Origin of the sequence: Streptomyces orinoci (genome assembly GCF_003121295.1) — a bacterium.
GTDB lineage: Bacteria > Actinomycetota > Actinomycetes > Streptomycetales > Streptomycetaceae > Streptomyces > Streptomyces orinoci.
The window spans coordinates 293699-320474 of the sequence record NZ_PHNC01000006.1; the positions used below are offsets into that span (position 1 = coordinate 293699).

A 26776-nucleotide genomic window follows, 5' to 3' on the forward strand; every position below is an offset into this window, starting at 1 on the left:
ATGGATCCCCTCCGGAACGTTCCAGATGGTCTGGACAACCCGAGTCGCGTGTAGTGGGACGCATCGGCTGTGGCTACCGGTGCGCAGGGTTCGGCAGTCTCGTCGAGCTCGTTCCACCACTCCCGCCTGACCGTCAGCGCCCCCCGCGGGTTGGCCTACCCGTACCACCACATCCACAACTGACAACCCACCTTGGCTCCCGCGCCGTCCTCGGGGCCTTCGCCCTCACAACGCCCACTGTCGGGGCCGGGCTGTTCGAGCCGGCGCAGCCCATCTGCACATCCCGGAATACCCCCTGGCGGGGAGGAATAGCACATGCTTCATGGTCTTTCCCGATACTCAGTGCATTTCGCTTTCGCGACAGCAGTCGCCCTGCTGTTGTCGCTGGTGACCACGTCCCCGGCCGCCGCTGTCCAAGCCGCCGGATTCGCCGCCTCCTGCCCGGCGGCCGGCTTTATCTCCGATCCCTATGGCGGAGCCCGGGACCACGACGGTATCGACATCGCCAATGCCCGCGGCACGCCGATCTATGCGGTAGGCGACGGCGAGGTCATCAACTCCGGCCCCGCCCAGGGCTATGGCCAGTGGATCCGCATTCTGCACCCCGACGGAACGGTGACCGAGTACGGGCACATGTATGAGCGGGACGTCGCAGTGGGCGATCATGTCACGGCAGGTCAGCAGATTGCGCTCATGGGTGCCGAAGGCGAGGCCACCGGCCCTCATCTCCATCTGCGGGTGCGCCGCGACACCAGCATGAGCCATGGCATAGACCCCATTCCCTATCTCGCAGAACGCGGGGTGGTCATCCCGTGCACGCCGGGACAGCGCCCCGGGCCGCCGCCATTGGTGTATCCGGTGGAGTCGGGCCGAGTGGTGTCGGCGCGGTCGGCCGACGGCCGGCTGGAGGTGTTCGCGGCCGGGGCGGACGGCGTGCACCACGCCTGGCAGTCACAGGTGAACGGCAACTGGTCGGAGTGGGAGCGACTGGGCGGCCCGGGCAATGCACGACTCGCCATCGCACCCAATGCCGACGGACGCCTGGAAGCCTTCGCCATCAACGGCGACACCGCCCAGCACCGCTACCAACTCTCCCCCTCCGGAACCTGGTCCGACTGGGAACCCTTCGGCACCGGCGGAAACAGCCTCACCGCCGGAGTCAACGCCGACGGCCGTATCGAGGTATTCGCCTCCGGCCCAACGGGAATCTTCCACAAATACCAGAACGCCCCCAACAGCGGCTGGTCCAACTGGGAACCCACCGGCGGAGGTCCTGCTGCCGGCCTGGTGAAGATGGAGAAAGCTCCTGACGGCCGTCTTGAAGTATTCGCGCTCAACGACAAGCTCTTTCAGCACCAATACCAGGTCGCTGTCAATGGTGGTTGGTCGCAGTGGGAGGACTTCGGCGGCGGCGGTCACGACATGACCGTCAACCACAATGCGGATGGCCGCCTCGAGGTGTTCGCCTCCGGCCCCGAGGGAGTGTTCCACAAGTACCAGAACAACCCCACGAGTTGGTCGGGCTGGGAGCCCACGCACGGCCCCGTGAATGCTCAGCTCACCAGCGGCCGTACCGCCGACGGGCGTGTGGAGGTCTTTGCCGTCAATGGTGATGTCGCCATGCACACCTGGCAGAAGGGCCTGAACGCTCCTTACAGCGACTGGGACAACTTCGGCACCGGCGGCACCGCGATCACTGCCGCCAGTAATGCCGACGGTCGCATCGAGGTCTTCGGGACGAGCCAGGCCGGGGTCCACCACAGATGGCAGACCGGCTTCAGCACCTGGTCCCCATGGGACTGGGTCAACAGCACCTCCGGTCCCCCCATCACCTGATTCGCCATCTCAAGAGGCAACAGATGAGAAGATATCCGCGCTCCCGGCGAGCGAGAACGACTTCGCCGGCACGAGGCGCTTACCACCGCATCGCATTATCGATGTTGGCCGCGCTGCTTGTTGCGGCGGGTGTGCTCACCGGCGCCTCACCGGCGCAGGCCGCCCCGAGTGATCTGTGCGCCCAGGTCGGCTATAACGCGGGCTGGCGCGGCCAGGCCCTGGAACTCGCCGTCGCCGTCGCACTGGCCGAGTCCAGCTGCAACCCCGCCGCGTCCAATACGACCAACAACAGCCCGGCATCGACCGACCGCGGGCTGTGGCAGATAAACAACTACTGGCATAAGGAGGTTGACGACGACTGCGCCTACAACGCCCAATGCAATGCGAACGCGGCCTACCGCATCTCCAACGGCGGGCGAAACTGGGAGCCCTGGTCCACCTACCAGGAAGGGGCTCATCTGCGGCATATGGATGAGGCACGCGCCGCGGTGGCCCGTCTCGGGAACCCGGGCACTGGACCCGCGCCGCTGGTATATCCGGTGGAGTCGGGCCGAGTGGTGTCGGCGCGGTCGGCCGACGGCCGGCTGGAGGTGTTCGCGGCCGGGGCGGACGGCGTGCACCACGCCTGGCAGTCACAGGTGAACGGCAACTGGTCGGAGTGGGAGCGACTGGGCGGCCCGGGCAATGCACGACTCGCCATCGCACCCAATGCCGACGGACGCCTGGAAGCCTTCGCCATCAACGGCGACACCGCCCAGCACCGCTACCAACTCTCCCCCTCCGGAACCTGGTCCGACTGGGAACCCTTCGGCACCGGCGGAAACAGCCTCACCGCCGGAGTCAACGCCGACGGCCGTATCGAGGTATTCGCCTCCGGCCCAACGGGAATCTTCCACAAATACCAGAACGCCCCCAACAGCGGCTGGTCCAACTGGGAACCCACCGGCGGAGGTCCTGCCGGCAGTCGCCTGAAGATGGAGAAGTCTGTTGACGGGCGTCTTGAAGTATTCGCGCTCAATGGGAACACGTTCCGGCATCAGTACCAGACGGCCGTCAATGGTGGTTGGTCGCAGTGGGAGGACTTCGGCGGCGGCGGTCACGACATGACCGTCAACCACAATGCGGATGGCCGCCTCGAGGTGTTCGCCTCCGGGCCCGAGGGAGTGTTCCACAAGTACCAGAACAACCCCACGAGTTGGTCGGGCTGGGAGCCCACGCACGGCCCCGTGAATGCCCAGCTCACCAGCAGCCGCAGTCCTGACGGGCGTGTGGAGGTCTTTGCCGTCAATGGTGATGTCGCCATGCACACCTGGCAGAAGGGCCTGAACGCTCCTTACAGCGACTGGGACAACTTCGGCACGGGTGGCACCGAGGTCAACGCGGGCACCAATGCCGATGGTCGCATCGAGGTCTTCGGGACGAGCCAGGCCGGGGTCCACCACAGATGGCAGACCGGCTTCAGCACCTGGTCCCAGTGGGACTGGGTCAACAGCACCTCCGGTCCCCCCATCACCTGATTCGCCACCGCGCCCGGCCAGGGTGACAAGTCCTGGCCGGGCGCGGCATCCCTCCCGGAGGACTTATGCGTCCGATCAGCAGACGTCACCTGCTCCAGGGCTCCGCCGCGGCGGGCGCACTGGCCCTGTGGGGAGCCGGCGGCACCGCGGGCGCCACTGCCGCATCGCCCCCGCCCCACCAATGGATCGGTGCAGGGCCCTTCGCCCACATCTACGATCCGTCCACCCCCGACGGTCAGCGCTATCTCAACGATCACACACTGATCAACGCATCCGGCCGGTGGCACCTGTTCAGCATCGTCGGCACCAGCGCGCCTCCCGGGCAGGCTCCCGACAGCGCAAAGGAAATCTCCCTGGCCCATGCGTCCGCGCCCGACCTCCACGGACCGTGGACCACACACCGCGACGCGCTGACAGCCGACCCGGCCTACTTCGGCGAGGAACATCTGTGGGCGCCGCACGTCATCGAGGCGGACGGCACATACTGGATGTTCTACGCCGCCGGCGGCCGCAGCGGTGCGGCGATCAACCTGGCCACTTCCACCGACCTGTTCGCCTGGACGCGAGTCCCGACCGGGCCGCTCTTCCGGGGGCGCGTCGCGCGCGACCCGATGGTGCTGCGGACCGACGGTCAGTGGGTGATGTACTACACCGAACTCTCCGGCCAGGACGGCCGGCATGTGGTGGCCTTCCGGCGCTCCGGTGATCTGTTGCACTGGAGTGAACCGGGAACCGCGTTCACCGACGCGACCACCGCCGCGACGGTATCCGTCACCGAGTCACCCTTCGTCGTCGAGCGGGACGGCTGGTACTACCTGTTCATCGGGCCGCGCAACGGCTACGACGGTACCGATGTGTTCGCGTCCCGAAATCCGTTCTCCTTCGGCCTCGACGGCTGGGCGGGCCATGTGTCCGGACACGCCGTCGAGTTGGTCACCGATGGACAACAGTGGCACGCCAGTGCCGCGGGCTGGTTTCAGCAGGGGCTGTACCTGGCCCCCTTGCAGTGGCGGGACACACCACCGCCCTGGCAGAGCGCCGACAACCCGGTCGCCGGACTGGATGTCGAGGGCCGACTGAACGTCTTCGCGCTGGATGCGAGCGACCGTTCATTGCTGCGATGCGTCCAACTCGACCCGCGGTCCGGCACATGGTCGCGGTGGGAGCCGTTCGGCGAACCGGTCGGAGCGGTTCCCACACTCGGCCGCAACGCCGACGGCAGACTGGAGGTGTTCTCCCTTGCTCCGGACGGTGCCGGTCTGCGTCACCGGGTGCAGCGTCCGGACGGCGGCTGGCAGGACTGGGAGGAGTTCGGTGGCGCGGCAGGCGCCGCCCCGGCCGTGTCCCGCAATGCCGACGGACGGCTGGAGGTCTTCGCCCTGGGGCCGGGCGGCACGGCCATCGCCCGGCGATGGCAGCGCTCCCACGGCTCGCCGGCCTGGGACGCGTGGGACGGCGGCTTCGGCGGGCCTGCGGGCGCACCTCCCGTCGTCGCCGCGAACGCCGACGGACGGCTGGAGGTCTTCGCCCTCTCGCCCGGTGGCTCCGGCATCTACCACCGGTGGCAGGAAGCACCCAACGGGAGTTGGGCGCAGTGGAGCCGCTTCGGCACCGCGGCCGGGGCCGCGCCGCGCGTGACAGGCGACGGCAGCGGCAGGCTCACTGTCGTCGCGACGGCCCCGTCCGGCCTGGCGACGTACTACCGGCGCCAGACCGTACCGAGTGGTGGCTGGGACGACTGGCAACCGATGTTCGGCTGGACGGACGCGGCTCCGGCACTCGCCCTCGGCGCCGACGGCAGGCTTGAGGCCTTCGCCCTGTCACCCGGCGGAGCTCGGCTCAGCCACGGTCGGCAAGCCGCACCCGGCGGTAGCTGGGTACCCGATGGCGACTTCGGCGAGCCCGGCGTCCGGCTCGCCGCCACGCCCACGGCGGCCATCGACGCCACCGGACGGATTCACCTCTTCGCCGTCACCACCGAGGGCCGGCTGCGGACCCGCGTACAGGACCAGCCCGGTAGCGGCTGGCGGCCGTGGACCGCGTTCGGTGACCGCGTGGTTGCGCCCGTACCATCGAGCAGTCCCGCTTACTGAGGTCGTCCTTCAGCCCGGGGGCGTCACCCCGGCCCCGGGCGCCCGTCCCCTTCGCGCCGTCCCCGGTCCCCCTCCACTATGGCCGGCATCGGCGCCCCGCCCGGCTGCCAGTTGGCCAGGAAGGCCGGCTGGCGGGCGAGGTCCACGAGTTCTATGCGGGTGCCGACGGCGGGCAGGTGGTGGTAGGCGAAGGGACGGCCGTAGGGGCAGCCGGAGAAGTCCAGTGGCAGGTCCTGTTCGGTCAGGCGCCGGGATCCTTGGTCGAGGTCGCTGGTCCAGAAGCCGAGGTGGTCGAAGCGGGACCCGGCGGAGGAGTCCCAGGGGCTCCCCGCGGGGCCCTCGATGAGCTCGATGAACGGGGGCCCGCCGGTGGTGAAGGCGATCCGGAAGTCCCACTCGCCGATGCGGTCGGACACCGGCTCGCTCCACTCCAGCCCGGCGGCGCGCTGGAAGTCGTCCATCGCCGCTTCGATGTCCTGAACGGCGAAGCACACATGGTAGTAGAAGGCGCTCATCCACCCATGATCGGGCAGGCGAGGGCAGGGAGTTGGGCCCGGGGCGCCCGTCAGGCCGCCGGTTCCTGGCGCACCGGCGTTCCCAGGAAGAACTTCTCCGCCTCGGCCAGCGCCTGTGCGTTCCCGGTGATGTCGCCCGGCCGGTTGGCATAGCCCAGCAGGCCGCCGCCCCAGTTCATGCCCATATAGCGCGCGGAGAGGCGCAGCGTGCCCAGCATGGGGTCGGCCACCGAGGGGTCCTCCTCGCTGAGGGCACTGACCGCCCACAGCGTTCTGCCGCCCATCCGCTTGCGGAAGTCCAGCTCGCCGCGGCGCAGCCAGCCGGCCCAGTAGTCCAGGTACAGCTTGGTGTGGGCGGAGACGCTGTACCAGTACAGCGGCGAGACGATCACCAGGTCGGTCGCCTCCAGGGTGGCGTCCAGCAACAGCCGCTCCGCGCCCACCGGTTCGGCGAAGGAACGCCCGGCGGAGTGCCGCAGGTCCTCGAAGTCGGGGAGCTCCAGCTCGCTCAGGCGCAGCCACCGCTGCCCGGCCCCGGCCGGGAGGTGTTCGGCGGCTCGTCGGGCCAGGGCCTCGGTGTTGCCTCCGGTGCGCGCGCTGCCGAGCAGGAAAAGGAACTGACGGGTCATGCTGGATCTCCTCCGTTGAGCGACCGGACCGGCGCCGGTGATCGCCTCAACATCCAGGGACCGGACGTCCATTCCGGCATGGGCTCACATCTCCCGCCACTCCGGCCGCAGTCCGGCCGGCGTGGTGGCCAGCAGATAGACCGCGCCGCCCGCCGGCAGGGCCGGGGTGAGCCCGATGGCCGCGAGGGTGCCGCCGGCGAGCAGGCCGCCGAAGGGGATGCCCGCCCAGGCGATGCCGCTGCTCAAAGCCCTGACCCGGCCCAGCATCAGCCGGGGCACCCGCTCATAGGAGATGGCGCCCAGGATGGGATTGAGGAAGCCGGCGCCCAGCCCGGCCACCGCGAAGAACAGGGCGACCAGCCAGGGCGGGCCGCCGGTGGTGAGGCCGAGATACATCAGCGGGCCGCTGAGCAGATAGCCGGTGAAGAAGACCGGCCGCCGCCGCAGCCGGTGGGCCAGCGCGGCGGCCACCGTCCCGCCGCCCACCGCGGCGGCGCCGAAGGCAGCGTTGTCGATGCCGATGACGGTCGGGCCATGGCCCGACCGCTGGGCCCGGACGGTCAACAGCACCTGCTGGAAAGCCGCGTTGAGCAGATTGGTGAAGCCGGCCACACAGGCGATGGTCAGCAGGAGGGGTTCACCCCGCAGGAAGCGGAGCCCTTCGCTCAACTGCCGGGCGTAGCCGGTCCGATTCCGGGACGGGGCGGTGGCCCGGCCCATTCCGCGCGGGAGAGCCAAGATGACGATCAGTGAACCCAGGGCGAAACAGGCGGCGTTGGCGTACAGCGCCGTCATCGGTCCGGCCAGGGCGACCAGCGCACCGCCCAGGGCGGGCCCGACGGTGGCGGCCGACTGCTCGACCACCCCGGTGAATCCGGTGGCGCGCTCCAGCTGTATCCGGCCGCGGCCGGCCGCCTCGGGGACCATGGCGTCCTTGGCCAGGTCACCGGGGCCACGGGCGGCACCGATCAGTACCACCAGGGCCAGCAGCAACCGGAAGCGCAGCAGTCCCAGGGCCTGGGAGAGCGGGATGAGCACGGCGGCGCCGGCGCTCAGCGCGTCCATGGTCCAGGAGACCGTCCGGGCGCCGGTGCGGTCCAGCAGCGGACCGGAGAGCGTCTTCACCAGCACATAGGGGGCCAGTTCGCACGGGGCGACCAGCCCGGTGCGGGTGGCGATGCCGGTGGTGACCAGGACGAACCAGGGCAGGGCGATGGCGGACACCCGGGTGGCGGTGAGCGAGACGGCCGTGGCGGCGAGCAGCCCGGCCAGCGGGCGGCGGGTTCCGGGGAGTCCGGTGGTGTCCGGCCGCGGCCGGACGGCCGGTTTCACGACCGGTCCCGCTCTTGGGGCACCTCCGCTGTCTCCGGCTCGGGCAGCAAGTGGGTGACCAGCAGAACGGGTTGGGCGTCGGCGGGAGCCGGGATCTCCGGGGCGTCCATGCGGTAGCGGGCGAGCACGGCGCGCAGCTCCCCGGCCAGGCGCCCGGCCTCCTCCGGGGTCAGGCGCAGCCGCCAGTCGTTCAGGGGCCCAGCCGGTGACGCCATGCGCGGGGCATCAACGGCAGCTGGGCCAGGGCGAGCTGGATGCGCAGGGCATGCACCCCGGCGATGGAGGCGAAGAAGGCGGCGGTGGCCTCCGGCTCCTGCTCCATCAGCTCCTTGTCGCTGAACCAGGTCGCCTGGTGGGCGGCCTTTGGACGCGCAGGGGGTGGGCCAGGGCGCGCAGCCCCTTGGCGTCCAGCATCGCATCGACTGCCGGGTCCGGCCCCAACCGAGCCGGTGGACCGGGGTGGTTGGTCGTTTTCCGTCACGCCAGGGGACTCTGGACCGCCGAATTCTCTTCGCAAAGAGGTTTTCGCGAAGAGAAGTTGGCGGTCGAGCGCCGGGAGCGACGCCCGGCCCCGGCCCTCAGCCCGTGCTCACCGCCCCGTACTCCCCCAGCGCGATCCGCCCGAAGTTGCGCAGCGACTCGGTGCCCGGGGCGAAGTAACCGGTGTGGCCATGGGCGCCGGCCGAGGAGACCCGGCGGGCGCCGAAGTCCTTGGTGGTGGGGTCGGCGCCATGGCCCAGGCCGAGGAGTTCGACATGGGGGACGTCTCCGATCCAGTCGCCGTGGTCGCGGCGCACCGCCCAGACCCGGGCCCCGGTGTGCAGGCCGGCCGCGGAGTCGGCGTGTACCCCGGGGCTGCCCAGGACGACCAGGTCACCGGCCTCGGTGCCATTGAGGTTGTGGGCGGCCAGCCCGCAGACCACCGAGCCATAGCTGTGGCAGAAGACGGCCGGGGCCGGGCCGCCGGTAGTGGCCAGTCCGGCGAGGAAGCGGTCCAGGCGGGGGGCGCCCGCGCGGGCCAGCCGGCCGGTGGCGGCGTCCAGGCCCAGGCCCACCGGGGTGGTGTAACCGGCCCAGGCGATCACCGCGTTGGGAATATGCGGTGCCTGCCGGGCCATCTCGGCCCGCAGTGAACGGGCCATTCCGGCGGGGGTGCCATAGGGGTCGTGCCGCCGGTCGAAGGAGGCCAGGTCGATGTCCGAGCCGGGCACCACCACCGCGGTGCGCCGGGCCGCGGCCAGGTCGCCGTAGACCTCGGCGAGCTGGCCCCGGCCGCGCGGGTCGAAGGCCAGGATCTGCCGTCCGGGCGCCAGCAGTTCGCGGTAGCGCTCGGCCAGGGCGCTCGCGGCCTGCCGCTCATAGGGGGCGAGGGAGGAATCGGCCGCCCGGCTCCGTTCCCTGGCCTGCTCGGCGCCGATCGCCCATCGGTTGGCCCGGTAGCGCAGGGCCGGCGGCGCCCCGTCCAGGTTGCCGACCACCAGCGGGTGACGCGCGGCCAGCTCCTGGCGCTGGGCCTCGGTGAGGGAGGCGAAGAAGCGGGCCACGGCGGCGGGGGCCGCGGTGGCCGGGTCCGGCAGGTCGCGGTGCGGGAGGTGGTCCGCCCGCCAGGCGGCGGTGCCCGGCGGCGGACCGGTGACGGCCTGCTGCTGGTTGCCGGTGGCCCAGCCCGCCGTACCCGCGATGACGGTGGTCGTCAGCGCGGCGGCGACCAGCGTGCGCTTGAAGCGGCGCATGGATGTGTCTCCCTCGTTCCGTGCGGTGGCGGGGAGAACGTAAGGAGGGGGTGCGCGGCCCGGCATCACACCGCGGGGCCAACCGCCGGGTGATACCGGGGTAGGGGGTGGCCGCACCCCGGCCCCGCACCCGGCCCCCGGCCTCAGCCCCAACGCATGGAAATTCTTTGCCCGTTGTGCACCGTGAGGTCGCCGCCGGACCCTATCGACCCGTCCGTACCGGCCGTACCGTCGCGCCATGAGACAGCTGCGCAGACGAAGAGGCTTCACCGTCGCGGCGCTCGCCATGGCCGCCGCGCTCACCTCCACGGCCGCCGCCGGGTCCATGGGCCACCACGGCGGCTTCGGCAAGGACAAGGTCAACGGGACGCAGACGGCCAAGGGCATCCTGCTCCCGTCCAACCAGCGGATCAGTCCGTACGGCGCCCGTTACCGGACCGACGGCGGGCGGCTGCTGTCCAGTGCCCTCAGCCCGGACGGGGCCCGGGTGGCCGCGGTGACCTGGAAGAGCTTCACCGGCTACCTCACCGTCTTCGACGCCCGTACCGGCAAGGTCGTCCAGCGGCTGGGCACCGGCGAGGGCAAGGACAAGCGGCTCGGCGACGGGGCGGCGGGCACCGATGCCCCGCTGTACTCCCCCGACGGCAAGAATCTGTGGTTTCCGCAGGCCGCCGATGTGGTGCGGTTGCGCATCGGCCCGGACGGCAAGGCGGACAAACCGGTGGTGATCAAGCTCACCGGTCCGCATGGCAGCGCCCTGCCGGGCGGCATGGCGCTCTCTCCGGACGGCTCCCGGCTCTATGTGGCCCTCAATGGCAGCAACACCCTGGGCGTGATCGACACCGGGACCGACAAACTGGTCCAGGAGATCAAGGTGGGCAACGCTCCCCGGCAGGTGGTCATCGCCGGCGGCCGGGCGTATGTCTCCAACGAGGGGGGCCGGCCGGCCACCGCGGAGGACTTCACCAACCTCTCCGACGGCACCCCGCTGGTCGCCGACCGCACCACCGGCGCCGCCAGCACCGGCACCGTCTCCGTGGTGGACCTGGCCGCCGGCCGGCAGACCCGCTCACTGAAGGTGGGGCTGCAGCCAACCGCCCTGTTTCTGCAGGGGAGTTCGCTGCTGGTGGCGAACAGCAACGACGACTCGGTGTCGGTGGTGGACACCAGGGCCCAGCGGGTCAGCCAGACCTTCAATGTCAATCCGCTGCCCGGTTCCAAGACCGGCAGCCACCCCAATGGCATCACCATGGCGGGCGACGGCCGGCTGCTGGTCTCCCTCGGCCGGGACAATGCGCTGGCCCAGTACCACTGGGACGGCCCGCGCAGCCCGGTGCACTACGAGGGCCTGATACCCACCGACTGGTATCCGGTGACCGTCCAGTACGACACCGCGCTGCGCCGGGTGCTGGTCACCAATGCCCGCGGGGTGGGCGCCCGGGGCCCGGTCACCACCGTGCACGACGGTCCGGACACCAAGCCCGCCACCGGGCACAACACCTATGGCGACACCGGCACCCTCACCTCCTTCCGGCCGCCCGGCCGCACCGAGCTGGGGCGGCTGACCCACCGGGTGTTCGTCAACAACGACTGGGAGAAGCTGCTGGGGCGGGGCAATCCGGCCGATCCGCTGGCCCGGCCGGTGCCGGTGCCGGAGCACCTGGGCGAGCGCTCCTCCATCGAGCATGTCTTCCTGGTCATCAAGGAGAACCGGACCTATGACCAGGTGAACGGGGACATCGGCAAGGGGGACAGCGACCCCTCGCTGGCCCAGTTCGGCCGCCGGATCACCCCCAACCAGCATGCGCTGGCCGAGCGGTTCGGGCTGTTCGACAACTTCTATGACGAGGGCACGCTCTCCGCGGACGGGCACAACTGGCTGACCCAGGCCGACGCCAACGACTACATAGAGAAGGAGTTCGGCGCCTTCTACCGCAGCTATCCCTCGCAGGGCGAGGACGCGCTGGCGTATCAGCGCACCGGGTTCCTCTGGGACGCGGCCCGGCGGGCCGGGCGCAGCGTGGAGAACTATGGCGAGTACGTCAATCTGCAGCTGCCGCCCAAGGATGTGCCCAGCTGGTCGGACTGGTACAAGGCGGCACGGATCCTGGAGGGGAAGGAGTCCGGGCCGCTGCCGGTGCCGACCGGTAAGTATCCGAGCACTTCGGACATTCCCTCGCTGACCGCGGTCAACAAGCCGGACTTCCCGACCTTTGATACCGACATTCCGGACCAATACCGCATAGACGTCTGGCTGCAGCACTTCCGGCAGGCGGAGAAAACCGGCAAACTGCCCGCCCTGACGCTGATGACCCTGCCCCAGGACCACACGGCGGGCACCAGCGGCAAGGACCCGTACCCGACCGCCATGGTGGCCGACAACGACCTGGCGGTGGGGCGGCTGGTGGACGCCCTCTCGCACAGCCGCTTCTGGAAGTCCTCGGCGGTGTTTGTGCTGGAGGACGACTCCCAGGACGGAGTGGACCATGTGGACGGGCACCGGGCGCCACTGTGGATCGCCTCCCCCTACGCCCGCCGGGGCGCGGTGGTGAGCACCTACTACTCCCAGCTCAATGTGGTGCGCACCATTGAACAGATCCTGGGCATCCAGCCGATGAACCAGCTGGACCGGGCCGCGGAGCCGATGTCCGACGCCTTCACCACCAGCCCGGACGACCGGCCGTTCACCGCCCTGCCCAGCCAAGTGCCGCTGGATTACGGGCTGAAGAAGCCCGGGGCCGCCCCGGAGACCGGACCGGGAGTGCCCAACGGCAAGGAACGGCTGGCACTTCTGTGGCAGCGGTGGAGCGCCAAACAGTCCACCGGAGGTTCCGGTCCGGAGCTGGACGAGGTCAACCCGGCCCAGATGAACCGGATCGCCTGGTACGAGTCCACGGGCTGGCGACGGCCGTATCCGGGTGATTCCCGCATCCTCGCCCCCGATGAGGTGCCCGGCCGCGACAAACCGGCCCAGGACCTGGACTGACGCACTCGCCCTGCGCCCCTGCCGGGGGCGCAGGGCGGCTGCGTCGCTGCGTTCCGCGCCTCGGCCGCGGGGGCGCGACCCGGCCACATCCTAGGGTGTGGCCCATGTCAACCACCGTCTTCACACTCACCCCCGATGTGGTGCTGCGTCCGGTGACCGCCGAGGACGCCCCCGCCGTGGCCCGCGCCTACGCCGCCAATCGTGAGTATCTGCGCCCCTGGGACCCCCGTCGGCCGGACTCCTTTTTCACCACCGAGGGTCAGGCGGCCCGGCTGACGGATCTGCTGGAACTACGCCGGGCGGGACGGGTGATGCCCTGGGTGCTGGAGGCTACCGACGGGGAGATCGTCGGCGCCGTCAACCTCAACAACATCGTCCGGGGCGCCTTCCACAGCACCAACCTCGGCTACTGGGTCGCCGCCGACCGTGCCGGGCAGGGCCTGGGCACCGCAGCGGTGGAGGCCGCCTGCCAAGGCGCCCGGGAACAGCTGGGGCTGCACCGGGTGGAAGCGGGCACCGTACTGGCCAACGCCGCCTCCCAACGGGTGCTGGCCAAGTGCGGTTTCGAGTTCATCGGCACCGCCCGGCGCTATCTGCACATCGACGGCGAATGGCGCGACCACTACCTGTACCAGCGCATCCTCGGTGATCACGCCCCGGAGACCGGCAACTGAGGCCGCACGGCCGCCCGCGTTGCCCAATCGCATCGCAATCTATGTCTCGCCGACGTACGGCTGTTACACGACAGAGGGAAAACCGCTGATCGGGAGTCGTAGGATCGTACCGTTTCACCGGCGGGGCGGTTCATTGAACTTTGCCCCGCCACTTACCTGTTGTTTGCACTACCGCGCTCTCTCGGCGCAGGAAATGGGGGGTCCCCTGTGCCCGGGCGGATATCTCGGCGACGGATGCTCCAGTACACCGGCGGCGGCCTGGTCATGGGGTCCGCCGCGGTGGGCGCCTGGGAGTGGCTGGCTCCGGGGCCGGCCAAGCCGCACCGCAAGGAGTTCCCGGCCCAGCCGGCCAAGGCGGTCACCTCGGAGTCCTTTGTCCATGTGATCGCGCATCCCGATGACTCGCTCTACTTCATGAACCCGGAGCTGGAGCAGTCCATCCGCAGCGGCGCTCCCACCATCACCGTCTGCCTGACCGGCGGCGAGTCCGACGGCCGCAATGCCCTGGCGCAGACGCCCGGTTACCCGCGGATGCCGGAGCGGCGCCCGCAGTTCGTCCGGGCCAGAATCAACGGCCTGCGCGAGGCCACCGCCCAGATGGCCACCGGTGACTGGCTCAGCCCCTGGAATGTGGAGGCCACCAGCTTCCTCAAGGGCTTCCAGGTGGAGCTGCACACCCTGCGGGCCGCCCCTCAGGTCAAGCTGATCTTTATGGAACTGGTGGAGGCGCGGTTCATCAAGGCGCCGCGGGCGGAGAGCCTGCGCGGGCTGTGGCTGGGCGCCACCCAGTCGCTGCCCACCCTGATCCCGGTGGGCAGCCCGGTCCGCCGCCAGTTCCACTACCAGCGCCAGCAGGTGATCGAGTCGCTGGTGGCGATCCTGGAGCACTACCGGCCGACCGTGGTGCGCACCCTGGACCCCAACCCCACCCACCGGGCGCAGCAGCAGCCCTACCCGGACTGCCCGCCGGTGCTCCGCGGGCTGTCCCACTACGACCACCAGGACCACACCACCTCCGCCTTCTTCATCCAGGCGGCGCTGAGCGAGTACTGGGGCCGCAAGCACTCCCGGCCCACCGCGGTGGAGAGCTACCTCGGCTATGAGGTCTCCCTGCTGCCCACCAACCTGGACTCGGCGACCACCGCGCACAAGGTCAAGATCCTGGACACCTATGGCTGGGCCAGCGGCAAGGACTGCGGTGACCCCTCCGGCTGCGGCGACCGCAAGGTCGGCGCCCGGTCCAAGGATGTGCGCTGGTCCAACAACTGCCGCCACCGGGCGCCGGGCACCCAGCGCTGGGTGCAGCCGCTGCCGGACGGCCGGCTGGCCGCCTTCGCGCTGCTGGACGGCACGGTGCAGTGCTGGACGGAGACCACGGCCGGCAGCGGCGTCTGGTCCAAGCCGGCCAGGATCGGCGGCTCCATGCTGGAGGGCCAGGTCCAGGCGGTACGCCACCCCGATGGCACGCTTCAGCTGTTCTCGGTGCGCACCGTGCTGCCCACCCGGGACCAGGACCACCGGCGGGAGATAGTCACCGCCCGCCAGGACGCCAGGACGGCGCCCGGGCAGATGCCGGCCTTCGGCCCCTGGGAGTCGCTGGGCTCACCGGAGACCGACCCCGAGCGCTCCATGGAGGTCGGCTACCCGGTGGCGGTGCTGGACGGCAAGGGCACCGTGCACCTTTTCGCCCGGGACTGGGCGGGCGGGATCATGTTCCGCACCGGCGAGCACGGCCGGGACTTCACCGACTGGGACCACCTGGCCGGGATGGACGAGCCGGTGCATGTGCTGGACGGGCTGGACGCCGCGGTGGACGACAAGGGCCGTGTCCATGTGGTGGCCGCCGACACCAGGACCGTTCTGCACTGGATGTCCGACTCCCCCGGCGACACTCCGCAGCCGGCCGACCCCACCCGGCTGCCCACCACCGCCGGTGAGCTGAGCCTGACCCCGCTGTCCGGCGGCGGAATGCGGCTGGCCGCCCGCGAGCCGGGCACCGTCCAGGCCCGGGTGCTGATCGCCGACCGGCTGGAGAACAAGGGCCACTGGCAGCTGACCTCGCAGTGCGCGCCCATAGGGGGTTATGGGCGGGTGGCGCTGGAGCAGGAGGGCAATACGGTCGTCCTGGCCGGCCGTGACGACCAGGGCCAGGTCCGGCTGTCGGTGGGCTCCGGGCGTCCGGGTCCCTGGCAGCGCCAGGGCATCCCCTACCGGGGCACCCCCGGCATCGTGCGGGACTCGCGGGGCCGTACCACCGTGGTGGTCCTGGGCATGGACGGCCGCCTCAGCAGCGCCCGCGCCCGCGCCGCGGCGAAGGCGTCCTTCACCAGCTGGATCTCCCACGAGGGCCAGGACCGCAGCGAAACCCAGGCCGGCTGACTCCTGAGGGCGCGCCCCGCAAGGGGCGCCCCCTCAGGGGCGCCCCCTAAACCCCCGACAGCCCCGCCGTGATCTCCCGCACAATCTCCTGCTGCTGCTGCACCAGGAAAAAGTGCCCACCGGGGTAAACCTTCAACTCGAACCCCCCACTGGTGTGTTCGGCCCAGACCGCGGCCTCGTCCACACTGACCCGGGGGTCGGCATCCCCCGTCATCGCGATGACCGGACAACGCAGCCGCTCTCCCGCCCGGTACGCATACCGCTCCACCGCCCGGTAATCGGCCCGGACCGCCGGCAGCACCATCCGCAACAACTCTTCATCGCCCAGGACTTGCGCATCCGTGCCACTGAGCGCCCGCATCTCCTGGATGAGCTCCTCGTCACTCCCCCGGTGCACCGACTCCTCCCGCCGCAGGGAAGGCGCCCGGCGCCCCGAGGCGAAGAGCGCGGCGGCCACGATGTCCTTCTCCCGCTCGAAGCGCCGGGCCACCTCGAACGCCAGCACCGCCCCCATGCTGTGCCCGAAGAACGCCAACGGCCGGTCCGACCAAGGCAGCAGCGCGCCGAACACCCGGTCGGCCAGCTCCTGGAGGTCGTCGATCAGGGGCTCCTCCCGGCGGTCCTGGCGCCCGGGATACTGCACGCATATCACGTCCGCGGTCGGCGCCAAGGTCTTGGACAGCGGGAAGAAGAAGCTCGCCGAGCCGCCCGCGTGCGGCAGACAGACCAGGCGGACGGCGGCGTCCGGACGAGGGTGGAAGCGACGGATCCACAGTCCGTTGTCATTGCTGGTATCGGTCACGGTCATGTGCTGTCGTTCCTTCCGGGTGGGTCAACGCCTCGTAGCCTACGGCGAGACGGGCCGCGCCCTGCCCGGAATTCCCACGCCACCTGGTGCGCCGGGCCTCACCGGGCGATATCCTCCGCGATCACCCGCTCCACATTCCGCTCCGCCAGCGCCGTGATCGTGACAAAGGGGTTCACCCCCACCGAACCGGGAATCAGCGCACCGTCATTGACATAGAGATGGCGATAGCCCCGTACCCGGCCATAGTCATCGGTGGCCCGCCCCAGCACACAGCCGCCCAATGGGTGGTAGCAGAAGTCATCGGCGAAGGCCTTGGCCGGGGTACCGAACAAGTCGCGACGGTAATGGGTGCGATTGGCCCGGTTCATCCGGTCGAAGAGCGACCGCGCGGCGGCCACCGCCGGCGCACTCTGGTCCCGGGTCCAGCGCAGCCTGGCCCGTCCGGCGGCCTTGTCGTAGACAAAGGTGCCGCGTTCGGGGTTCCTGGTGATGGCCAGATAGAGACTGGCCCAGGTCTCCAGCCCGGCCGGCAGCGGGGCGATCTCGGCGAACACCGGATGGTCCGGGTTGTCCCAGTCGTCGATGCCCAGCACCGGAATGCAGGACTGATGGGCCCCGGTGGGCTGCCAGAGATGGCTGGCCCGGGCCGTCATCACATTGCCATTGGGGCCCCAGCCCCGCCCGATCTCCGTGCCGAGATCCGGCAGCGCCCCCGTCTCCCGGGCGCGCAGCAGCAACTCCGTGGAACCCAGGCTTCCGGCGCCGAGGAACACATAGCGGCAGCCGATCTCCTTGCGGCGAAGCACCGCCCCGCCCTCATCGGTCTGGTCCACGGTCAGCACATAACTGCCGTCCCGCTCTTGGCGGATGGCCCTGACCTGGTGCAGGGTCTCGATGACCACCTTGCCGGTGCCCAGCGCGGCGGCCAGATAGGTCTTGTCCAGGCTGGCCTTGCCATGGTTGTTGCCATAGATCACCTCACCGGCCAGCGCCGAGCGGGGCACCCGTCCGTCCGCCTCGCGCCGCATATACCCGAAGTCATAGACATTGGGGATGAACACCGTATGCAGCCCGGCCCGGCCCGCCTGTTCCCGGGAGACCCGGGCGAAGCGGTACCAGTCGGTGGATTCGAACCACCCCTTGTCGATCAGGTTCACCCGGAGCATGGCATTGGCGCGCGGGAAGTAACGCCCGTACATCCGCGCCGAGTCGATCCGGGGCAGCACCTGCCGGAGGTACTCGCGTCTGGGCACCACGGCCATACCGCCGTTGACCAGTGAGCCGCCGCCCACGCCTCGTCCGACATAGACCGACATATGGTCGTAATCCACCCGGTCCAGCACCCCCGGGTAGCGTTCAATGTCCCGGTTGACCACATCCAGCCAGAGAAAGCTGGACAGCGGCGCCTGGGTGCGGGTGCGGAACCAGCTGGAGCGGCGGTCGGGGTTGAGCATCCCGCAGAAGACCCGGCCGTCCGGGCCGGGGGTGTTCCATAACCGCCCCATCTCCAGCATCAGGGTGGGTATGCCCGCCTCCGCCAGCCGCAGCGCGCTGACCGCCGCGCCATAGCCGGTGCCCACCACCACGGCGGGTACGAACGAGCCGCTGCGCGACCGCTGTTGGGCCACCGCCTGGGGCAGCGCGCTGAGGGTGCTCGCCCCGGCGAGCGCGGCCGCGCTCAGCACGGCCCGGCCGAGCAGGCGACGACGGGACAGAGGGTGTGGTGCCATGAGGGGTTCCGACCTCTCCAAGCCGGTGGACGATGGTCGCCGTCATGGAAGCAGAAGGACCTTGAATTGACTTCCTCTCCCTCGTAAAAGAGAGGGATTCCTACGGCTCGCGCTGTAGGGTTTCCTGCTTCGTTGCCGAATGCCCGCCCGGAGTGTTCCGTTGGGGTCTTACACCGGCTCCACAGGCCGTAACCGCCAGCCCGGCGGCCTTGAGATTGCGCGCGGCGTTCACGTCCCGGTCGTGGGTCGTGCCGCAGCTGTCGCAGGTCCAGGTACGGACATCAAGCGGCAGCTTCTCCGCGAGGGTGCCGCACACCGAGCACAGCCGGGAGGACGGCAGCCAGCGATCGACCGTGATCAACTCGCGACCGTACCAGCGGGCCTTGTACTCCAGCATGCTTCTGAACTCGGCCCAGGCGGCGTCGGATATGGCGCGGGCGAGTTTGCCGTTCTTCAGCATGTTGCCTACGGCCAGGTCCTCGATCACGATCGTTTGGTTCTCACGAACGAGCCGAGTGGTGACCTTGTGCAGGTAGTCGCGACGCCGGTCCCGGATACGGGCGTGGATGCGCGCCACCTTCCGCCGGGCCTTGGCCCGGTTGGCGCCCGCGCCCGGTGCTTTGCGCGACAGTTGCCGCTGGGCCCCGGCCAGCCGGGTCCGGTCGCGGCGCTCGTGCCGGGGATTGGCGATCTTCTCCCCGGTGCAGAGCGTGAGCAGATGCTCCAGCCCGGCATCCACCCCCACTACCGCACCGCTGGCAGGGAGGGGTTTGACGGTGGGGTCTTCGACCAGCAGGGAGACGAACCAGCGCCCGGCCGCATCCTGGCTGACGGTCACCGTGGACGGCCTCGCCCCCTGCGGCAGCGGCCGGGACCACACAACCGCCAGCGGCTCACGCATCTTCGCCAAAGTCAGCACCCCATCGCGGAACCTGAACGCCGAGCTAGTGTACTCGGCCGACTTCCGCGAGGACTTCTTCGACTTGAACCGCGGATAACCGGCCCGCTTGGCGAAGAAATTGGTGAACGCCGTCTGCAAATGGCGAAGACACTGCTGCAACGGCACACACGACACCTCATTGAGGTAGGCCAGTTCGCCGGTCTTCTTCCACGCCGTCAGCATCGCCGACGTCGCACCGTAACCCACCCGCTCCCGGCGCTGCGCCCACGCCTCACTCCGGGCCGCCAGCGCCATGTTGTAGACCTTGCGCACACACCCGAACGTGCGCGACAGCTCCGCTGCCTGCACATCGGTCGGATAGAAGCGGTACTTGAACGCCCGCCTCACACGCATAGTCACAACTCGTATGCTACCAAGCCGACTTGTCTGGGTGTGAGGATTTTCGGGTGGTGGACGGCGAATCGCCCCAGAGGCGATTCCTCTCTCCCGGCCCTGCTCCGCAGGAGTCCGATTCCTCCCCGCCCTGTAAGGGCGAGGTCTCCTCCGGAGGTTCCTGATGACGCCCAAGGGGGCGCCGGAAACGCACCTCGCGCACCCCTCAACGAATCTGCATCCCCGACACACTCCGCGCGATCACCAGCCGCTGAATCTCGCTGGTGCCCTCGAAGATGGTGTAGATGGCCGCGTCCCGGTGCATCCGCTCCACCGGATATTCGCGGGTGTAACCGTTGCCGCCGAGGATCTGCATCGCCTGGGCGGTCACGGACTTGGCGGTTTCGCCCGCGAAGAGCTTGGACATCGAGCCCTCGGCGGCGGTGAACCGCTTGCCCGTGGTGGCCATCCAGGAGGCGCGCCAGACCAGCAGGCGGGCGGCGTCGATGCGGGTGCGCATATCGGCGAGCTGGAAGGCGATGCCCTGGTTGTCGATGATCGGGCGGCCGAACTGGACGCGGGTCCTGGCGTAGTCCAGGGCGACCTCATAGGCGGCGCGGGCGATGCCCACCGCCTGGGCGCCGACCGCCGGGCGGGAGGCCTCGAAGGTGGCCATGGCGGCGTTGCCGCCGCGGCCGCCGGTGCCCTCGCGGGCGCGGGCCAGCCGCTCGTCCAGCTTCTCCTTGCCGCCCAGCAGGCAGTGGCCGGGCACCCGTACGTCCTCGAGCACCACCTCGGCGGTGTGCGAGGCGCGGATCCCGTGCTTCTTGAACTTCTGGCCCTGGGACAGCCCGGGCGTGCCCGGCGGAATGATGAAGGAGGCGTGGCCCCGGGCGCCCAGGCCCGGTTCCACGACGGCCACCACCACATGGACATTGGCTATCCCGCCATTGGTGGCCCAGGTCTTGGTGCCATTGAGCACCCATTCGTCCTTGGCCTGGTCGTAGACGGCCCGGGTGCGCATCGCGGAGACATCGGATCCGGCGTCGGGTTCGGAGGAGCAGAAGGCGGCCACCTTCACCTCCCGGGCGTCGCCGTACATCTGCGGGATCCAGGTGCCGATCTGCTCGTCCGTACCGTTGGTGAGGACGCCCACCGCGGCCAGCCCGGTGCCCGCGATGGCCAGCCCCAGGCCGGCATCGCCCCAGAACAGCTCCTCCAGGGTCATCGGGATGCCCAGCCCGGTGGGGTCGAAGAACTGCTGGGCGTAGAAGTCCAGCGAATACAGGCCGATTTTGGCCGCCTCCTGGACCACCGGCCAGGGGAATTCCTCGCGTTCGTCCCATTCGGCGGCCGCGGGGCGCATGACATCGGCGGCGAAGCCATGGATCCAGTCCCGGACGGCCTTCTGGTCGTCGTTGAGATCCAGCGCGAACGGTGTCATCTGCCCCTCCCGGCCCCACTTACTTGCGGTAACATGAGTCTGTTACTCGTCAGTAGGGCATGTCAACTCCCCCAACCCGGTGGACTGCTGCCCGTCCGCCGGGTGTTACTTTGCGTTGGCGTCGAGCGAATGACATGGGGCGCGCATGACAGGGGCGGGGAGGCACCAGATGGAGACCAGTCACCGGGAAGGCCAGCAGCGGGCGGCCGAACGGCGGCGCAGGGAACTGCTGGAGGCCGCGGACCGGGTGGTGCTCCGGGACGGGCCGGGCGCGTCGATGAACGCCATCGCCGCCGAGGCGGGCATCACCAAGCCCATTCTCTACCGGCACTTCGGCGACAAGGGCGGCCTCTACCGGGCGCTGGCGGTGCGGCACACCGACGCCCTGCTGTCGGGCCTGCGGGCCGCGCTGGACGCACCGACCGGGCGGCGGGAGCGAGTTGAGAAGACGCTGGACACCTATCTGGCCGCCATCGAGGCGCGGCCCCAGGTGTACCGCTTCCTGATGCACCCCGCCGACGAGGGCCAGCCGGCCGAGCAGGGCTTCGATGTGGGCCGTCACTCCGCCCCGTTGCTGCGCAGGATGGGCGAGGAGCTGGCGGTGGTGATAGCCGAGCGGGTCGATCTGGGCCCGGACGGCGACGGACTGGCCCGCGCCTGGGGCCATGGCATCGTCGGCATGATGCATGCCGCGGGCGACTGGTGGCTGCGTGAACGCCCTTGCCCGCGCGGCCAGTTGGTCAGCCACCTGGCCGACCTGCTGTGGGGGCGGCTGGCCGCCTCGGGCGATCTGGCGGGCGGGCCGGGGTTCTAGAACCGACGGCCGGCGGCACGCCTTCGGGGGCGTACCTCGCGTACGAACTTCAGGGCCGTACCTCGCGTATGTACCTCAGGACCGTACGGCGCCTCCGGCCCATGGCGCGCGCCGCGCCGCCCGCAGCGCCCGGCGCCGCCGCAAACCGGTCAACCGGTCGGTGAAGAGCCCGCCGTCCAGGTGGTCGCACTCATGCTGAAGGCAGCGCGCGAAAAACCCGGTGCCCTCGACCCGCACCGGGGTGCCGTCCATGGTGAAACCCTCCACCACGGCCTCGTCGAAGCGCTCGGTGCCCGCCTCGATTCCCGGCAGCGACAGACAGCCCTCCGGACCGCGCACCCGGAGCCCGCCGGTGTGCACCAGGCGGGGATTGACCAGGTGTCCGAGGTGCCGGCGGTCCTCGTCGTCCGGGCAGTCGTAGACGAACACCCGCAAACCCACTCCGATCTGATTGGCGGCGAGGCCCACCCCCCGGGCCGCGTACATGCTGGCGAACATCGACTCCACCAGTGCGGCCAGGTCGTCGTCGAAGGCGGTGACCTCCGCACAGGGCGTGCCCAGCATGGAATCCCCGAGCAGCCGCACCGGCCGCACTGGTCCCAATCCGCCGGGAATCGAGCGTTTGCGCATACGGGCAACCCTACGTTCCCACGACGGCAGGTTCGGGCCCACGGCCGGAGCTAGATAGGCTGAGCCCCGACCGAAGCCTCCTGGCTGGCGATTCGGCGCGGAGGGGGGCGTTCCAGCGTACGGACCAGGACAGGCTCGGCGCCGGATGCAAGGAGGATCTAGGACGATGGCAGGCAACACTGGGCCGCTGTCGCCGCGCGCCAAGCTGGCCGTGACGGCCGGCAAGGCAGCCGCGGCGGTCTCGCGGGCCGCGGGGCGCGGCAGCGGATCGGTGATCGGTGGCAAGGTCGCCCTCAAGCTCGACCCCGATCTGCTGGCCCGGCTGGCGACCCACCTCGACGTGGTCCTGGTCTCGGCCACCAACGGCAAGACGACCACGACCCGGCTGATCGCCGAGGCGCTGCGCGCCAGCGGCCCGGTGGTGTCCAATGCACTGGGCGCGAACATGCCCGCGGGCATCACCTCCGCCCTGGCCGGCGGTTCGGACGCGCGCTATGGCGTGATCGAGGTGGACGAGAAGTACCTGGCCATGGTCGCCCGCGATGTATCGCCCAAGGCCATAGCGCTGCTCAACCTCTCCCGCGACCAGCTGGACCGGGCCGCGGAGACCCGGATGCTGGCCGAGAAGTGGCGTGAGGGGCTTACCGGCACCAAGGCGGTGATCATCGCCAACGCCGACGACCCGCTGATCGTCTGGGCGGCCTCGTCCTGCTCCAATGTGGTGTGGGTGGCGGCCGGCCAGGAGTGGAAGGACGACGCCTGGTCCTGCCCCGCCTGTGGCGGTGTGATGCAGCGCCCGGGCGACGACTGGTTCTGTGGCGAGTGCGGTTTCCGCCGGCCCACCCCCAGCTGGGCGCTGTCCGGCGACTATGTGCTGGACCCGCATGGCTCGGCCTGGCCGATCCATCTGCAGCTGCCGGGCCGGGCCAATAAGGCCAACGCCACCACCTCGGCCGCGGTGGCCGCCACCTTCGGGGTGCCGCCGCAGGTGGCGCTGGAGCGGATGTACCAGGTCCAGGCGGTCGCCGGCCGCTATGACGTGGTGAACTTCATGGGCCGCGAGCTGCGGCTGCTGCTGGCCAAGAACCCGGCCGGCTGGCTGGAGACCTTCTCGCTGATCGACGGCCCGCCCGCGCCGGTGCTGCTGTCGGTCAACGCCCGGGGCGCGGACGGCACCGACACCTCCTGGCTGTGGGACGTGGACTACCCGCGGCTGGCCGGGCACCCGATCTTCGTCATCGGTGACCGCAGGCTGGACCTGGCGGTCCGCCTGGAGGTGGCGGGCCTGGACTTCCGGGTCTGCGACACCGTGGACGAGGCCGTACAGGCCGCCCCGCCCGGGCGGATCGAGGTCATCGCCAACTACACCGCGTTCCAGGACCTCCGCCGCCGCGTCGGCAACTGAAGCTCAGGAGAATCACCAGCATGAGCCAGAACAGTCTGCGTGTGGTGTGGGTCTACCCGGACCTGCTCAGCACCTATGGCGACCAGGGCAATGTCCTGGTCCTGGAGCGGCGGGCCCGCCAGCGCCGCCTGGACGTCCAGCGCCTGGACGTCCGCTCCGACCAGCAGATCCCCACCTCCGGGGACATCTATCTGATCGGCGGCGGCGAGGACCGTCCGCAGCGGCTGGCCGCCGAGCGGCTGCGCCGGGACGGCGGGCTGAACCGGGCGGTGGCCAATGGCGCCATCGTCTTCTCGGTCTGCGCCGGCTACCAGATCCTGGGCCATGAGTTCATCAATGACCTGGGCCAGCGCGAGCAGGGCCTGGGCCTGCTGGATGTGATCAGCACCCGGGGCGAGGGCGAGCGCTGCGTCGGCGATGTCCTGGGCGATATCGACCCCCAGCTGGGCCTGCCCCCGCTGACCGGCTTCGAGAACCACCAGGGCATCACCCACCTCGGTCCCACCGCCCGTCCCTTCGCCCGGGTCCGCTACGGCAAGGGCAATGGCACCGGCGACGGCACCGAGGGCGCGTTCAACGACACGGTCTTCGGCACCTATATGCACGGCCCGGTGATGGCGCGCAACCCGCACATCGCCGACCTGCTGCTGAAGCTGGCGCTGGACGTCAACGCCCTGCCGCCGGTGGACGACCGCTGGTACGAGGCGCTGCGCAATGAGCGGATCGCCGCCGCCACCCAGTCCGCCTGACGGACGCCCGGCTCCCCCGCCGCCCTGCCCTTAGTAGGGTGGCGGGGATCCGGCCGGACGACGGGGTCCGGTAGCAGGCCCTGTTGCGAAGGTTTTCCCTGTTATGCGCATCGGTGTGCTCACCTCCGGCGGCGACTGCCCCGGGCTCAACGCCGTCATCCGTTCCGTTGTGCACCGCGCGGTCGTCGATCACGGCGATGAGGTCATCGGCTTCCACGACGGCTGGCGCGGTCTGCTGGAAGGCGACCACCGCCCGCTGGACCTGGAGGCGGTGGCCGGCATCCTGGCCACCGGTGGCACCATCCTGGGCTCCTCCCGGGTACGGCCCGAACAGCTGCGGGATGGCGTGGAGCGGGCCCGTTCCCATGTCGCCAAGCTGGGCCTGGACGCGGTGATCCCGATCGGCGGCGAGGGCACCCTCAAGGCCGCCCGGCTGCTGTCGGACGCCGGTCTGCCCATCGTGGGCGTGCCCAAGACCATCGACAACGACATAGCGTCCACCGATGTCACCTTTGGCTTCGACACCGCGGTGGGGGTGGCCACCGAGGCCCTGGACCGGCTGAAGACCACCGCCGAGTCGCATCAGCGGGTGCTGATCGTGGAGGTGATGGGCCGGCACACCGGCTGGATCGCCCTGCACTCCGGGATGGCGGCCGGCGCCCACGCCATTGTGGTGCCCGAACGCCCCTTCTGCATCGATGAGTTGACCGCCGTGGTGGGCAAGCGCTTCGCCGCGGGCAAGCGGTTCGCCATCGTGGTGGCGGCCGAGGGCGCCAAGCCGCGTCCGGGCTCGATGGCCTTCGAGACCGGCGGCACCGATGTCTATGGGCATGAGCGCTTCGCCGGGATCGCCCGTCAGCTGGCCGTAGAGCTGGAGCGGCGGCTGGCGAAGGAGGCCCGCCCGGTGATCCTGGGCCATGTGCAGCGCGGCGGTACGCCCACCGCGTACGACAGGGTGCTGGCCACCCGCTTCGGCTGGCACGCGGTGGAGGCGGCGCACTCGGGCGCCTTTGGGATGATGACGGCGCTGCGCGGCACCCGGATCACCCTGGTGCCGCTGGCCGAGGCCGTGGAGCGGCTGAAGACGGTGCCGCATGAGCGCTATGACGAGGCCGGGTGCGTCCTGTGACCGCTCGTTGATCAACGCCCCCGGCCGCGGCCCGGCCCAAGGGCGCCTCTACTCTGGTCCAGGCGGTATTGGTCCGAATTGGGAGAGAGTGGATGGATCACAGCGGGCATCACGGCATGATGATGGACATGCCGCCGTTCACGCTGGGACGGGGCCTGGAATTCAGCGGCGACCCGTTCTTCATGATCGGCTGCCTGCTGGGGCTGGCCCTGTACGGCTGGGCCGTGGTGCGGCTGTGGCGGCGCGGGGACAAGTGGCCCATCGGCCGGGTGGTGGCCTTCTTCCTGGGCGTGGCGACCATCTGGCTGGTGATGTGCACCAAGCTCAATGACTACGGCATGGTGATGTTTAGCGTCCATATGGTGCAGCACATGGTGATCAGCATGCTGTCGCCGATCCTGCTCCTGCTGGGCGCCCCGGTGACCCTGACGCTGCGTGCCCTGCCGGCCGCCGGCCGCGGCCGCACCGGCCCCCGTGAGCTGCTGGTGAAGCTGCTGCACAGCCGGTATATGCGCATCATCACGCATCCGGCGTTCACCATCCCGCTGTTCATCGCCAGCCTCTACGGCCTCTACTTCACCCCGATCTTCGACTTCCTGATGGAGAGCCGGGCCGGGCATATCGCGATGATGGTGCACTTCCTGGCGGTGGGCCTGGTCTTCTTCTGGCCCATCATGGGCGTGGACCCGGGCCCGCACCGCCCCGGCTATGTGATGCGGATGCTGGAGCTGTTCGCGGGGATGCCCTTCCATGCGTTCTTCGGCATCGCGCTGATGATGGCCACCGAGCCGATGATCGGCACCTACCGGCACCCCATGGCCTCGCTGGGCATAGACGCGCTGGACGACCAGAAGGCGGGCGGCGGCATCGCCTGGGCGTTCAGTGAGATCCCCTCGGTGCTGGTACTGCTGGCGCTGGTCTACCAGTGGTACCGCTCCGAACAGCGCCAGGCCAAGCGCTCCGACCGCGCCGAGGAGCGCAACGGTGACCAGGAGTTGGCGGCATACAACGCCTATCTGGCCTCACTCCAGGCGCGCGGACGGTGACGCCGTTCGCCCCCTGAGCGCTATGGCGGGACGGACCGCGGCCGGGAGACCATG

22 protein-coding genes are annotated in these 26776 nt (G+C 70.1%); 11 read left to right on the forward strand and 11 right to left on the reverse strand.

What is annotated here, in order from left to right; genetic code table 11:
- The first annotated feature begins 315 nt into the window (after positions 1-315).
- The 3 genes from CV755_RS03240 (at position 316) to CV755_RS03250 (ending at position 5446) form a co-directional block, all read left to right on the forward strand.
- Entirely contained in the window at positions 316-1836 is a 1521-nt protein-coding gene (locus tag CV755_RS03240) for a DUF8189 domain-containing protein (RefSeq protein WP_109278564.1), read from the forward strand.
- 101 nt (positions 1837-1937) lie between these two features.
- Positions 1938-3353: a DUF8189 domain-containing protein gene (locus tag CV755_RS03245; RefSeq protein ID WP_241560948.1), complete on the forward strand. Its 1416-nt coding sequence runs from the start codon at positions 1938-1940 to the stop codon at positions 3351-3353.
- A gap of 65 nt (positions 3354-3418) precedes the next feature.
- Positions 3419-5446 (forward strand): DUF8189 domain-containing protein, encoded by a 2028-nt coding sequence (locus CV755_RS03250; protein WP_109278566.1) that lies wholly within the window; start codon positions 3419-3421, stop codon positions 5444-5446.
- A 23-nt stretch (positions 5447-5469) separates the two neighbouring features.
- Here CV755_RS03250 and CV755_RS03255 read toward each other — a convergent pair whose 3' ends face one another.
- The 6 genes from CV755_RS03255 to CV755_RS03275 form a co-directional block, all read right to left on the reverse strand.
- Positions 5470-5961 carry a VOC family protein gene (locus tag CV755_RS03255; RefSeq protein ID WP_109278567.1) on the reverse strand — a complete coding sequence of 164 codons (492 nt, stop codon included), beginning with the start codon at positions 5959-5961 and terminating at the stop codon, positions 5470-5472.
- 50 nt (positions 5962-6011) lie between these two features.
- Positions 6012-6590: a flavodoxin family protein gene (locus CV755_RS03260; protein ID WP_109278568.1), complete on the reverse strand. Its 579-nt coding sequence runs from the start codon at positions 6588-6590 to the stop codon at positions 6012-6014.
- Between the two features lie 84 nt (positions 6591-6674).
- On the reverse strand, positions 6675-7922 hold the full coding sequence (locus CV755_RS03265) for an MFS transporter (RefSeq protein WP_193553336.1): 1248 nt from the start codon (positions 7920-7922) through the stop codon (positions 6675-6677).
- The gene (locus CV755_RS35765; protein ID WP_241560949.1) at positions 7919-8137 is read right to left on the reverse strand and encodes a hypothetical protein; all 219 of its coding nucleotides are present in this window, start codon (positions 8135-8137) and stop codon (positions 7919-7921) included. Before CV755_RS35765 ends, CV755_RS03265 begins: the two co-directional genes overlap by 4 nt.
- Positions 8113-8244 (reverse strand): hypothetical protein, encoded by a 132-nt coding sequence (locus CV755_RS36610; protein ID WP_277751774.1) that lies wholly within the window; start codon positions 8242-8244, stop codon positions 8113-8115. Before CV755_RS36610 ends, CV755_RS35765 begins: the two co-directional genes overlap by 25 nt.
- A gap of 256 nt (positions 8245-8500) precedes the next feature.
- On the reverse strand, positions 8501-9655 hold the full coding sequence (locus CV755_RS03275; RefSeq protein WP_109278569.1) for an alpha/beta hydrolase: 1155 nt from the start codon (positions 9653-9655) through the stop codon (positions 8501-8503).
- Positions 9656-9893: 238 nt separating this feature from the next.
- Between CV755_RS03275 and CV755_RS03280 the strand changes: the two genes are divergently transcribed.
- The 3 genes from CV755_RS03280 (at position 9894) to CV755_RS03290 (ending at position 15694) form a co-directional block, all read left to right on the forward strand.
- Positions 9894-12641, forward strand: coding sequence for a bifunctional YncE family protein/alkaline phosphatase family protein (locus tag CV755_RS03280; RefSeq protein WP_109278570.1), 2748 nt, complete (start codon positions 9894-9896; stop codon positions 12639-12641).
- Positions 12642-12745: 104 nt separating this feature from the next.
- Positions 12746-13315, forward strand: a complete 570-nt coding sequence (locus CV755_RS03285; RefSeq protein ID WP_109278571.1) for a GNAT family N-acetyltransferase — start codon at positions 12746-12748, stop codon at positions 13313-13315.
- Between the two features lie 234 nt (positions 13316-13549).
- Positions 13550-15694: a PIG-L family deacetylase gene (locus CV755_RS03290; RefSeq protein ID WP_241560950.1), complete on the forward strand. Its 2145-nt coding sequence runs from the start codon at positions 13550-13552 to the stop codon at positions 15692-15694.
- A 46-nt stretch (positions 15695-15740) separates the two neighbouring features.
- Here the strand turns inward: CV755_RS03290 and CV755_RS03295 are convergent, their stop codons facing one another.
- The 4 genes from CV755_RS03295 to CV755_RS03310 all read right to left on the reverse strand — a co-directional run bounded on the left by CV755_RS03295 (position 15741) and on the right by CV755_RS03310 (position 20949).
- Complete coding sequence (locus CV755_RS03295) at positions 15741-16502, reverse strand: thioesterase II family protein (RefSeq protein ID WP_109278573.1); 762 nt, start codon at positions 16500-16502, stop codon at positions 15741-15743.
- Positions 16503-16600: 98 nt separating this feature from the next.
- Complete coding sequence (locus tag CV755_RS03300; RefSeq protein ID WP_109278574.1) at positions 16601-18232, reverse strand: GMC oxidoreductase; 1632 nt, start codon at positions 18230-18232, stop codon at positions 16601-16603.
- Positions 18233-18332: 100 nt separating this feature from the next.
- Entirely contained in the window at positions 18333-19526 is a 1194-nt protein-coding gene (locus tag CV755_RS03305) for an RNA-guided endonuclease InsQ/TnpB family protein (protein WP_109278575.1), read from the reverse strand.
- Positions 19527-19731: 205 nt separating this feature from the next.
- Positions 19732-20949, reverse strand: coding sequence for an acyl-CoA dehydrogenase family protein (locus CV755_RS03310; protein WP_109278576.1), 1218 nt, complete (start codon positions 20947-20949; stop codon positions 19732-19734).
- A 169-nt stretch (positions 20950-21118) separates the two neighbouring features.
- Between CV755_RS03310 and CV755_RS03315 the strand changes: the two genes are divergently transcribed.
- Positions 21119-21763, forward strand: coding sequence for a TetR/AcrR family transcriptional regulator (locus CV755_RS03315; RefSeq protein WP_109278577.1), 645 nt, complete (start codon positions 21119-21121; stop codon positions 21761-21763).
- A 75-nt stretch (positions 21764-21838) separates the two neighbouring features.
- Here CV755_RS03315 and def read toward each other — a convergent pair whose 3' ends face one another.
- Positions 21839-22393, reverse strand: coding sequence for a peptide deformylase (gene def / locus CV755_RS03320; protein WP_109278578.1), 555 nt, complete (start codon positions 22391-22393; stop codon positions 21839-21841).
- A 166-nt stretch (positions 22394-22559) separates the two neighbouring features.
- On the opposite strand from def, the gene CV755_RS03325 reads away from it, so the two are divergent.
- The 4 genes from CV755_RS03325 to CV755_RS03340 all read left to right on the forward strand — a co-directional run bounded on the left by CV755_RS03325 (position 22560) and on the right by CV755_RS03340 (position 26722).
- The gene (locus CV755_RS03325) at positions 22560-23798 is read left to right on the forward strand and encodes a MurT ligase domain-containing protein (protein ID WP_109278579.1); all 1239 of its coding nucleotides are present in this window, start codon (positions 22560-22562) and stop codon (positions 23796-23798) included.
- A 20-nt stretch (positions 23799-23818) separates the two neighbouring features.
- Positions 23819-24547 carry a type 1 glutamine amidotransferase gene (locus tag CV755_RS03330; RefSeq protein WP_109278580.1) on the forward strand — a complete coding sequence of 243 codons (729 nt, stop codon included), beginning with the start codon at positions 23819-23821 and terminating at the stop codon, positions 24545-24547.
- Between the two features lie 103 nt (positions 24548-24650).
- Complete coding sequence (locus CV755_RS03335; protein WP_109278581.1) at positions 24651-25676, forward strand: 6-phosphofructokinase; 1026 nt, start codon at positions 24651-24653, stop codon at positions 25674-25676.
- A gap of 92 nt (positions 25677-25768) precedes the next feature.
- Positions 25769-26722 (forward strand): cytochrome c oxidase assembly protein, encoded by a 954-nt coding sequence (locus CV755_RS03340; protein WP_109278582.1) that lies wholly within the window; start codon positions 25769-25771, stop codon positions 26720-26722.
- Positions 26723-26776 lie beyond the last annotated feature (54 nt).

Coding starts and splice junctions, on each gene's coding strand:
- CV755_RS03285 (WP_109278571.1), top strand. CDS start 12,746: ATGTCAACCACCGTCTTCACACTCACCCCCGATGTGGTGCTGCGTCCG.
- CV755_RS03325 (WP_109278579.1), top strand. CDS start 22,560: ATGGCAGGCAACACTGGGCCGCTGTCGCCGCGCGCCAAGCTGGCCGTG.
- CV755_RS35765 (WP_241560949.1), bottom strand. CDS start 8,137: ATGGCGTCACCGGCTGGGCCCCTGAACGACTGGCGGCTGCGCCTGACC.
- CV755_RS03275 (WP_109278569.1), bottom strand. CDS start 9,655: ATGCGCCGCTTCAAGCGCACGCTGGTCGCCGCCGCGCTGACGACCACC.
- CV755_RS03300 (WP_109278574.1), bottom strand. CDS start 18,232: ATGGCACCACACCCTCTGTCCCGTCGTCGCCTGCTCGGCCGGGCCGTG.
- CV755_RS03280 (WP_109278570.1), top strand. CDS start 9,894: ATGAGACAGCTGCGCAGACGAAGAGGCTTCACCGTCGCGGCGCTCGCC.
- CV755_RS03335 (WP_109278581.1), top strand. CDS start 24,651: ATGCGCATCGGTGTGCTCACCTCCGGCGGCGACTGCCCCGGGCTCAAC.
- CV755_RS03260 (WP_109278568.1), bottom strand. CDS start 6,590: ATGACCCGTCAGTTCCTTTTCCTGCTCGGCAGCGCGCGCACCGGAGGC.
- CV755_RS03315 (WP_109278577.1), top strand. CDS start 21,119: ATGGAGACCAGTCACCGGGAAGGCCAGCAGCGGGCGGCCGAACGGCGG.
- CV755_RS03295 (WP_109278573.1), bottom strand. CDS start 16,502: ATGACCGTGACCGATACCAGCAATGACAACGGACTGTGGATCCGTCGC.
- CV755_RS36610 (WP_277751774.1), bottom strand. CDS start 8,244: ATGGAGCAGGAGCCGGAGGCCACCGCCGCCTTCTTCGCCTCCATCGCC.
- CV755_RS03240 (WP_109278564.1), top strand. CDS start 316: ATGCTTCATGGTCTTTCCCGATACTCAGTGCATTTCGCTTTCGCGACA.
- CV755_RS03255 (WP_109278567.1), bottom strand. CDS start 5,961: ATGAGCGCCTTCTACTACCATGTGTGCTTCGCCGTTCAGGACATCGAA.
- CV755_RS03310 (WP_109278576.1), bottom strand. CDS start 20,949: ATGACACCGTTCGCGCTGGATCTCAACGACGACCAGAAGGCCGTCCGG.
- def (WP_109278578.1), bottom strand. CDS start 22,393: ATGCGCAAACGCTCGATTCCCGGCGGATTGGGACCAGTGCGGCCGGTG.
- CV755_RS03245 (WP_241560948.1), top strand. CDS start 1,938: ATGTTGGCCGCGCTGCTTGTTGCGGCGGGTGTGCTCACCGGCGCCTCA.
- CV755_RS03330 (WP_109278580.1), top strand. CDS start 23,819: ATGAGCCAGAACAGTCTGCGTGTGGTGTGGGTCTACCCGGACCTGCTC.
- CV755_RS03290 (WP_241560950.1), top strand. CDS start 13,550: ATGCTCCAGTACACCGGCGGCGGCCTGGTCATGGGGTCCGCCGCGGTG.
- CV755_RS03250 (WP_109278566.1), top strand. CDS start 3,419: ATGCGTCCGATCAGCAGACGTCACCTGCTCCAGGGCTCCGCCGCGGCG.
- CV755_RS03305 (WP_109278575.1), bottom strand. CDS start 19,526: ATGCGTGTGAGGCGGGCGTTCAAGTACCGCTTCTATCCGACCGATGTG.
- CV755_RS03340 (WP_109278582.1), top strand. CDS start 25,769: ATGGATCACAGCGGGCATCACGGCATGATGATGGACATGCCGCCGTTC.